Origin of the sequence: Thermostichus vulcanus str. 'Rupite' (assembly GCF_022848905.1) — a bacterium.
Classification (GTDB): Bacteria; Cyanobacteriota; Cyanobacteriia; order Thermostichales; family Thermostichaceae; genus Thermostichus; species Thermostichus vulcanus_A.
In genome coordinates, this window is record NZ_JAFIRA010000001.1 from 251,326 (window position 1) to 261,122 (window position 9,797).

9 protein-coding genes are annotated in these 9,797 nt (G+C 52.5%); 2 read left to right on the forward strand and 7 right to left on the reverse strand.

The window, feature by feature from the left end; all coding sequences use genetic code 11:
- Positions 1–106: 106 nt before the first annotated feature.
- Entirely contained in the window at positions 107–919 is an 813-nt protein-coding gene (locus JX360_RS01145) for a TPM domain-containing protein (RefSeq protein WP_279611138.1), read from the forward strand.
- Between the two features lie 36 nt (positions 920–955).
- On the opposite strand, the gene JX360_RS01150 is transcribed toward JX360_RS01145, so the two are convergent.
- The gene (locus JX360_RS01150; RefSeq protein ID WP_425244330.1) at positions 956–1,603 is read right to left on the reverse strand and encodes a Uma2 family endonuclease; all 648 of its coding nucleotides are present in this window, start codon (positions 1,601–1,603) and stop codon (positions 956–958) included.
- A gap of 75 nt (positions 1,604–1,678) precedes the next feature.
- The gene (locus tag JX360_RS01155) at positions 1,679–2,971 is read right to left on the reverse strand and encodes a serpin family protein (protein ID WP_244348563.1); all 1,293 of its coding nucleotides are present in this window, start codon (positions 2,969–2,971) and stop codon (positions 1,679–1,681) included.
- A gap of 317 nt (positions 2,972–3,288) precedes the next feature.
- Here JX360_RS01155 and JX360_RS01160 point away from each other — a divergent pair, with 317 nt between their 5' ends.
- Positions 3,289–3,831: a DUF192 domain-containing protein gene (locus tag JX360_RS01160; RefSeq protein ID WP_244348566.1), complete on the forward strand. Its 543-nt coding sequence runs from the start codon at positions 3,289–3,291 to the stop codon at positions 3,829–3,831.
- Between the two features lie 47 nt (positions 3,832–3,878).
- Here JX360_RS01160 and JX360_RS01165 read toward each other — a convergent pair whose 3' ends face one another.
- From JX360_RS01165 to JX360_RS17805, 5 genes are all read right to left on the reverse strand, one after another.
- The gene (locus JX360_RS01165; protein ID WP_244348569.1) at positions 3,879–4,619 is read right to left on the reverse strand and encodes a sulfite exporter TauE/SafE family protein; all 741 of its coding nucleotides are present in this window, start codon (positions 4,617–4,619) and stop codon (positions 3,879–3,881) included.
- Between the two features lie 294 nt (positions 4,620–4,913).
- Complete coding sequence (locus tag JX360_RS01170; RefSeq protein WP_244348571.1) at positions 4,914–8,093, reverse strand: type I restriction endonuclease subunit R; 3,180 nt, start codon at positions 8,091–8,093, stop codon at positions 4,914–4,916.
- 139 nt (positions 8,094–8,232) lie between these two features.
- Positions 8,233–8,820, reverse strand: coding sequence for a transposase (locus JX360_RS01175; protein WP_244348574.1), 588 nt, complete (start codon positions 8,818–8,820; stop codon positions 8,233–8,235).
- Complete coding sequence (locus JX360_RS01180) at positions 8,817–9,665, reverse strand: restriction endonuclease subunit S (RefSeq protein WP_341830511.1); 849 nt, start codon at positions 9,663–9,665, stop codon at positions 8,817–8,819. The genes JX360_RS01175 and JX360_RS01180 overlap by 4 nt, the downstream gene beginning before the upstream one ends.
- A 37-nt stretch (positions 9,666–9,702) precedes the next feature.
- Entirely contained in the window at positions 9,703–9,786 is an 84-nt protein-coding gene (locus JX360_RS17805; RefSeq protein WP_425244331.1) for a hypothetical protein, read from the reverse strand.
- Positions 9,787–9,797: the final 11 nt, after the last annotated feature.

The following is a 9,797-nucleotide window of genomic DNA, read 5'->3' on the forward strand; positions in this document are numbered from 1 at the left end:
AAACGGTTTGTTCCAGTGCATGATGGATCTATAAGAACTTGAAATACTTCTTAACATTAGTTCTCAGCATCTCAGCACCAGAGACATTTTTAGGGGAGGGATCAGCATGAGCACAGGGTGGCAACGGATACTCCGTGTTGGGGTGGGGCTTTGCGTTGGGTTGTGCCTTTGGCTGGGCGGGGGATCCCTGACTTGGGCACAGCCTGCTTTGCCGGTGGTGCAGATGGATTTGCCTCAGCCTGCCCTGCCGGTTTTGGATTTGGCCAATCAGTTGACCAGCACCCAAGAAGCCCAACTGGCTCAACAGCTGCACAAGCTCGAGCAAGATACCGGTTGGAAGCTGCGGGTACTGACCCAGTTCGACCAAACGCCGGGCCGCCAGGTGAAAGACTACTGGGGCCTCAATGAGCGCAGTGTGCTGATGGTGGCGGATCCCAGAGGTGGCAATCTGCTGGCCTTTAATGTTGGGGATGCTGTGCGGGAGGTTTTGCCACGTACCTTCTGGATTGAGTTGCAGTCCCGCTTTGGCAATCAGTTTTACGTGCGGGAGCATGGCACCCATCGGGCGATTATGGAGACGGTGAATACCCTAGATCGCTGCTTCCATCAGGGGGGCTGTCGGGTGGTGCCTGGGTTGCCTCAAGAGCAGTGGATCCTGACGCTGGTGACCTCTATTCTGGGCGGTTTTGTCTTCGGGTTTGCCGGTAAACCCCGTCATGCGGAAGAACTGTTTAACTGGCGTTGGGCTTTGTTGATCTCTCCTTTGTGGTTTATCTTGTTCGGGGCCTTTGGAATTGGTCCAGTAGTTACTCGGACAACAGATTGGTTACCCTTGTTTCGCAATGTCATGGGGTTTGCGGCAGGAGCCTTGTTGATTTATCTGGCACCGATTTCTCGCCCGGTTCAGGATCCTCAGTAACAGGCTGCCGGGGTTTGGATTGACTGTTTATTCAACTTATTCAACATCCAAATCAACAGGTAATGAGCGACGCCACTCCCTCAGGGCCCGCCCACTGCCTTTCTCTAAGGCGGACTGAAGCAGAGTGGAAACCAGGCTTGAAAGGTTCAATTCTGGGAAAAAGCGGCTGGAAGAACGCAGTTGATAGCCTACTTCCGACCAAGCATAAATCTGTAATCCTGAGTGCTTTAGTAACCAAACCTCTGGAACTCGGTAGGGCCAATAGTCTTCGGCAGCCGTATAGGTAGTGACATCTATTTCGATCACCAAATCAGGCGGAGGATCTACACTCCAGTCCATGCGATCTTTGCCGAGAGAAGCACTCAGATTATCGATGTAGAAACAGTAATCGGGTTCAATACCTCCCTCTTCGGGTAGCTCCATCGTGATGGGAGTAAAAGCCTCAAAGTCCCGTTGTTGACTGTCGAGAAGGCTTTCCACCATTCGGGAAATCAGATGTGCCTCTCGGCCATGTCTGGGTAAAGGGCTCATTAGCAAAATCTCGCCTTGGCGGTATTTTATGCGGGGAATCGAGCCATCCCCCCGGCTGTCCCGCAGGGCACAGTAATCCTGCCAGGTGCCGGGAATGCTCACCACCGCCCCAGGGGGAAGTTGGGTTTTGTCCGGGGAGATCAAGGCGTATATCACGAGTATCCAGTCTCCAGCTCACAGGGATCCCCATTCATCCAGATTGATCCAGTGTGGCAAAGTGTGGCCAGTTCACTGGGGATCCACGACGGATCCCATGAATAAAATCGTCTGGGTTGCCGTATCTCGAATGGCAAACCAGAAGGGTCGATCCACTACCAATTGGAAAGGTTCCTCCCGGTCGATAGCAGTACGGGAAATAATCACCCCGGTTACAGCCGCGGCTTCGGATCCCTCTTCGTTCACTTCAATTACTGCTTTGTGGAGAACCTGACTGATTTGGGCAGGCTCTGAGGTCATTTGGCTAAAATCCGCGCCACCGGAGAAAGCAATGCCCATGCCCAACTGACGCAACGTTGGGATCAGATCCGTTTCGTAGGCCAAGTTGAATCTCGGGATCCGTACCGAACCGGCCCGTGACCGCAGGGATCCCGTCCATTCCCCCCACGTTTCTGGGTTGAGCTCTGCCCGCAGCGCTTCTGGATCCACACCCTCCTTCGGCAAGAGGATTAGCATTTCCATTTCCCCTTCGCCATAAGGCAGCCGTACCACTTGGAGACGTTCGGTTTCTAGGTAGCCATAACGACCGGATTGAGTCATCATTGGCACTTTTACCCGTTTGCCACCTGGGAGGGTAAAGGGTTGCAACTGGGTGCGATCTGGATCAAACGGCTGCGTCCACCTTCCCTTGAAAGAGATAGCATTGATCAGCACCATCAAATCATCGCGGCTCAACCGCTCCACAATGCGGTCGATCTTGCCTTGGGTGCGCTCCTTCACCCAGGTGTTGATATCTTGCACGGTTTGCCGGGATCCCAAATTCACCCGATTCACCACCGCCTGGTAATAACTGGCTAGGGCTTGCAAGAACTGAGGCCGAAAGGTAATGGCTTGATCCACCCAAAGTCCGTTGGCAATTTGCACCTGTATCGGATTGTTTTCGTCAAGCTGGGACTTCTCCACCAGCCCACTCACTAGTTGCGCATTGGCCCAGTTCAACTGGGTGAGGGACAACTCTTCGGCTTCCAGAACCTCGGCAATGGCGGCTTGCGTTTCTCCAGAAGCGCCGTTGTACACCATGCTCAAGGCCAGACGAATGCTTAACGGCGAGAAAAAGAGATTCTCTTGCGGCTGTTGCTGGAGCAGTTGATCGAACAACTTCAGATCAAAGCGGGTCTGTGCTTGTTGGGCCACAGCTTGTTCTCCATACCCTTCCCCATAGGTCACCGTCGGTTCAAACGGGATCCGCACCGGCGTTTCTTGCGCTACCGACCGGGATCCCAACAACAATAGACTGAGCAGAGCCAAGAGGGGGATCCGACTCACGACTTTATAGGGCCAATTCAAAGGATTGATCAGGTGCATGGCGGCTCTCCCATGGGGACTCAGGCTTTTTCCTGCTCCGCACCCTGCGGAGCCTATTGTTATGCTATCGAGTCGACTTCAGGGTGTTCCTGCCAAGGCTGGCCGATTCCGCTGCGCTTGAGGGGGCTACAGATCAGCGGTTTGCAGTAAAGGGAAGTATACAAGAGCACCGATGAGGTCGATAAAGAGAATCTTGCCAGGGATCCCTACCCAATTGGCCCTCATCCGTCTCTGTCCGAAGGATCCCACGAGTTAGGATAAAGCCTGCCCAGGAATGGCTTGAATGAAGCATACAGAAGAAGACAAAGGGGTGAAACATGGCGGCAAAATGGCGCAAAATGACCGGCTCCTTGAGTTTGGCTTTGCTGCTACTGGGATCCGGGCTGGGATGTACGTCTTCAGCAGGTGAATCCTCGCAAGTGCAGGTCGCCGAGGCAGCCGCCAATCCTTCTTCAGCAGCAGGGCAACCTCAACAACTGACGGTAGAAGCAGAGGTGACCATCGCCGGTCAACCCTTTGAGCTGGAAGTGGCTCGCACCCCTGAACAACAGCGCATTGGCTTGATGTTTCGCACCGATTTACCAGAAGACCGGGGCATGTGGTTCCCCTTTGATCCGCCGCGACCGGCTTCCTTTTGGATGTTCAATACCTTGATCAACCTGGACATCATTTTCCTGTACCAGGGGCAAGTGGTGTATATTGCCGCCGATGTGCCTGGCTGTCCGGCTCAACCCTGCCCAACCTATGGGCCACCCCCTTCGCAGTTGGTGGATGGGGTGCTGGAATTCCGTGGGGGTACTGCTGCCAGCTTGGGTTTGCAGGTGGGAGATCGCGTTGAGATCCAGCCCTTATCACCCTGACCCTCTGAGCAAGTCTCAATCTTGTCCTGATTCTATTTGAGACTTCCTCATCCCTGGCCCGAAAGAGTTGATAAAGACCGCCCCAGGAGCATGAGCCCAATCCCCACCAGTGACATCAGCACCAGACGACGAAATTGCACCGGATGAATCCAGCGGGATAACCACAACCCTGTAACAAAGCCGATAACAATAGCAGGCAACCCTAACCCCAACAGCCGCAACACCTGTGGAGTGTAGTTGCCCTGGAGGGTATGGCTCAGCATGACGGTGCCTAGATTGCTCAGAAAAAGACCCTGCAGATTGCTCTTAAACCGTTCTGGCTCCCAACGCCGACAGTTGGCGTAGATGATGGCGGGAGGGCCACCGATATTGGCCATGCCGGAGAGAAAACCGGACAACCCACCAAACAACCAAGCCCAATGGGGGGATCCCAGCTCAGGCAGTCGCAACCCCAAAAGTCTGTAGAGGGCATACAAAACCAGGAGGATCCCTAACATCAGGGCAATCCAGCGTTCATCCCAGCAAGCCGCTGCCCAAACCCCCAAGGGAATGGTTAGCGTAGCTCCTCCCGCCAACCGCAGCAGGGATCCCCATTCCAAAGCATGCCGATAGCGCCAAGCCATCGCCACCACCGTCATCCCTGAGACCAAAGAGATCAAGGGCGTTGCCACCTGCAAGCTAACCACCAGCTGCAGCAGGGGCACCGCTACCAACGCTAGGCCAAAGCCCGACAGCCCATGCGTCAGGGTAGCCAAGAATAAAATCAGACAGACCCACCCCTCGACCATTTTGGTGATCTACCCCGAACTGCTACGGTCAGCCCTATCCAGATATTCAGCAGATATCTGGCAGATATCAGTGGTGGCAAGTGACTTGAGATTTCCAATCAACCATCTTTATTCCGCCGCTGCAACGATTTGTTACAGCCCTTTCGTTAGTCACCTAGCACGGGGGAATCCCCAGTCCTCTTTGTAAAATAGGGTAAGGACACAATTGTTGTTGTAGCAAACCCACGAAAGGGCTATATCCTGCTTTGTGAGATTTTGAGTGTGTTTTCTTCATATTTAGAACTCATAGGGTATTTAACCCGAACCACCAACCACCCATGCAGCCGATAGCGCTTCTGCTTGTTGTAAGACATTTTGAACGGCGGCAGCTTGTAGGTCTGGAGGATAACCATACCGTCGCAGGATGCGCTTTACGATGGTGCGGAGACGGGCACGGGCACTTTGTCTGTGTGCCCAATCCACAGTGACGTTCGATTTCAGGCTCATCAGCAATTCATGGGCGATGATTTTTAGGCTATCGTTGCCCATGATTTTAACGGCACTTTCATTCTCAGCTAAGGCATCATAAAAAGCGATCTCCTCAGCAGAAAGTCCTTGTTCTTCTCCTCGTTGACGGGCAGCTTTAATATCTTGAGCCAGATTGATTAACTCTTGTAGGACTTCGACAGTGCTGATGGCGTTGGTGTGGTACCGAGCGATCGCCTGCTCCAATCGCTCCGAAAACTTTTTCTCCTCGGTAACGTTGGTGCGGCTGTGGGAATGGATCTCATCATTCAGCAAGCGTTTTAGTGCTTCTAGGGCGAGATTTTTCTTCTCCATTTGCTGAATCTCCAGCAAGAAGTCATCGGAGAGGATGGAAATATCGGGGGAAGATAGCCCGGCGGCACTGAGAATATCGACAATTTCCGTGGAGACCACAGCCCGATCAATAATTTGTTGAACAGCAAATTCCCGTTCTGCAGCAGATTTACCGTAGGGGTTGGTTTCAAACCCACCCTTACCCAGGGCAGCGCGGATGGTTTGGAAGAAACCGACCTCATCGCGAATCTGGCGGGCTTCGTCGCTGGCAGCAGCCAGGGCAAAGGCTTTGGAGAGTGCCAGTACTGCATCTTGATAGCGGCGGTGGGCTTGTTTTTTGGCGTTGTCGTCGGTTTCTTGCTGGGCGGCTTGGTGTTGTTGTTCGAGAATCCATTCGATCGCCTCAGCCATCACGACCAACCGTTCTTGAGGTGTTCCAGCCAACCCCCGCTGGTACTCAAAACCGTGAAACATGGCGCGAACGACATCATATTTTTCTAGCATCAGGGCGATTGCTTCTCTCTCATCAATGCCTGTCTGTTGCTGGTCTTGGGCGGAGTAGTCCCGGAGGGCTTCTTTCAACCGCTGGGCAATGCCAATATAGTCTACGACTAAGCCAGCGGGTTTATCGCGAAAGACTCGGTTGACGCGGGCGATCGCCTGCATTAAGCTGTGGCCTTTCATGGGTTTATCAATATATATGGTGTGCATTGAGGGCGCATCAAACCCGGTGAGCCACATATCCCGCACAATCACCAGTTGCAGAGGATCGTTAGGATCTTTAACCCGCTTAGCCAGCAGATCGCGACGGGCTTTGGTGCCGATGTGGGGCTGCCAGTCTTGAGGATCGGCGGCGGAACCCGTCATGACGATTTTGATCGTTCCTTCGTTATCGTCGGGGGAATGCCAGTCAGGGCGGAGGGCGACAATCTGGTTGTAAAGCTTGACACAGATCGCCCGACTCATGCAGACGATCATGGCTTTCCCCTTGAGGGCAGCAACCCGATTTTCAAAGTGGCTGACCAGATCGGCGGCAACCAACTTTAACCGCTCCTCTGCCCCGACAAGTGCTTGAACTGTTGCCCATTTTTGATTGAGCTTGGCCCGTTCCGATTGTTCTTCGTCTTCAAACAGTTCTTCAATCTCTGCGTCAATCTGGGGTTTTTGGTCTTCAGGCAAATCGATCCGGGCGAGGCGGCTTTCATAGTAGATGGGGACGGTGGCGCCATCTTCCACGGCGCGGCTGATGTCGTAGATGTCGATGTAATCTCCAAATACAGCGGGGGTATTAACATCGGCGGCTTCGATCGGGGTGCCAGTGAAGCCAATGAAGGAAGCATTGGGGAGGGCATCTCGCAGATATTTGGCGAAGCCGTAGGCAATGTCTCCCGTTTTTGGATCGACCTTGGCTTTAAATCCATATTGGCTGCGGTGGGCTTCATCGGCAATGACAATCACATTGCGGCGATCGCTCAACACTGGATAGGTGGTTTCCCCTTTGGTGGGGGCGAATTTTTGGATGGTGGTGAAGACAACGCCGCCAGAGGCGCGGTTGAGGAGGGTTTGCAGGTCTTCGCGGCTGTCGGCTTGTTGGGGTGTTTGGCGAATCAGATCGCGGCACATCGCAAAGGTGCTAAAGAGTTGATCGTCGAGGTCATTGCGATCGGTGATGACGACGATCGTCGGATTTTCCAGTTCGGGACGGCGCACCAATTGCCCAACATAAAAGGCCATTAGTAGGCTTTTGCCAGAGCCTTGGGTATGCCAGATCACTCCCGCTTTGCGATTCCTGTCGGGGCGGGTTTCAAACTCGCCCGTACAAGCGATGATGGTGCTGGCTACAGCTTTTTGGACGGCGTGGAATTGGTGGTATCCGGCGATGATTTTACAGATGCCGGAGCCAGAGTCGCCAAAGACGGTGAAGTTTTGGATCAGGTCGAGCAATCGCGATTTGGCAAACACGCCCTCGATCAGCACTGGCATTTCGGGGGTGCCCTTGGGGGCGATGTCGCTGCCATCAATGGTGCGCCAGGGCATGAACCGTTCTAGGTCGGCGGTGAGGGAGCCGATGCGGGCGGTGAGTCCATCGGTGGTCACGAGAAGGGCGTTGGTGCGGAATAGGGAGGCGATTTGGGTTTTGTAAGTTTGTAGTTGGTTGTAGGCGGCAGCGAGGGTGGCGGTGGCGGAGCTGGGGCTTTTAATTTCGATGACAGCGATCGGTAGCCCGTTGATAAAAACCACGACATCGGGGCGGCGGTTGTGACCGTTTTCGATGACAGTAAATTGGTTCAGCACGAGCCAATCGTTCGCGCTGGGGTTGGCAAAGTCGATGGCGTAGACTTTATCACCACGAATGGTTCCATCTTCGGCGTAAAACTCGACATCGATTCCTTCAACGAGGGCGCGGTGGAGGCGGCGGTTTTCTTCGATCAGGTTGGGTTTTTCGGTGGCAATGATTTTCTTAAAGGCATCGTCGCGGGCGGCGGCGGGAATGGTGGGGTTGAGGCGATCGAGGGCTGCTCGCAACCGTTGGGACAAGATTACATCAGCGTAGGATTCCCGCTCTGGGTGCGAACCGTCAGGATTGGTAACAACATCGGCAAGGTGAGTATAGCCGAGGTGTTGCAGTTGCTCTAGGAGCGTTTGCTCAATATCAGCTTCGGTGAGGTAGGACATGGCATTAAGAACAATCCCAACGGTTGATTGCGTCATGTTGTTTTGCGCCGGTAGGGGCGGGGTTGAAACCCGTTTCTACGATGTTGGCGGTGGAACTTTCCCGATCCCTCTGCCAATTTTTGGGATTGTCCATAATGTATTAGCGAATACGATCGAGGCTATCTTCGTTGCGGATGATGTGTTCGTAATAATTACGCTGCCATACAGGATAACCTGTGGTGTTTTGATGGGCATTGATGCGTCGTGCCGAAAATGTTTTGAATGCCCGAATAATTTCAGATAAGGGTTGGCGTTTGGTTGGGGTAGGGGCGATTGGTGCCGATGTCGTTGGGATAGGGGCGATTGGTGTCGATGTCGTTGGGATAGGGGCGATTGGTGCCGATGTCGTTGGGATAGGGGCGATTGGTGCCGATGTCGTTGGGGTAGGGGCAGGTTTGAAACCTGCCCCTACGGGGGGGTCGGATAGAACGATGATGCCGTGGATGTGGTTGGGCATTACAACGAATGCATCTAATTCTATATGTAAATAATGGTTGGGCAGTCCATACCATACATCATAAAGAATTAGTCCTGCATCATTGAGAAACATATCGCCTGCATGAATTTCACCAAATAAACATTGCCTATCTTTAGTACAAATCGTTACAAAGTATGCCCCGGCTTGGCTATAGTCATATCCCTTGAGGCGAATAGACCGCCGATGATGCTTTTCAGGATCGTATCTCATACCACCTCCTCCACCGGTTTCTCGGCATCTTTTACCCGAATTTCGCCAGACATGAGCTTGGGTAAAAGGCGATCGCGCAGTTCAGCCAGCGTACGACTTAGATGGATATTGCTAATTATTTGACTTGTGCAAGGTTTAATCATCAACTCAAATTGTTTCACAATGTGTTCATCAGGTAATGGCAATTCATATTTAGCCATAATGCTCCAGCTTGTTCGGGGCATTTTAGTTCCAGTTGATGTTAAATTTGTATACTCAACAAAATTATTAGTCGAAATAGCTGTTAATACTAATGATGACCATACCTCAGATTTTGGACGAACTACAACAATATCTGTAGAACAAATTCCGCTTAATGGTGCAATACCTACTTTATGAAAATAAGGCCGCAATTTTCCAAATAAAAACTCTCCAGTTTCAAACCTAAGCTTATTACTGGTAACTTTCCCTGCGTCTTCCCAATGCTCTAAGGCTATAGAGCGACGAGGCATATGCTCTAATCCGATGTAAGGGGTTTGTTCATCAATTTCCGTCGGGTTAACAGTTCTATTGACTGATTCTGCAATAGAGCCTAACTTTGTCAATTTCCACCCCATTGGTAAGCCCGTCTCCTCATCGATCGCGTCTGGAAACAGCGACCACAACGGCTCCGGCAGATAGGCGGCGCGTCCCTCTTGCTTGGCGCGGGTGGGACCAAAGTCCACAAACCAATCCTTGAAGATCGCCCGTGCCATTGCCTCCAGGGTTTCGTTCATCCGCCGATTCAGTTCGATCTTGTCGTCGAGGGAAGAGAGGATAGATGCGATCGCTTTTTGTTCGGGGAGGGGGGGAAGAGGAATAATAATTTGGTGGCTCTCCTGGACTTATGGTGATCAAGGATTACTAAGGCCAGAAAGCTGCTAATAATCTGGCTCTGAAGTTAGTAATGTTGGTAAACCCATACCCTTGTCGCTTGATTACCTTGATCCGGTTGTTGA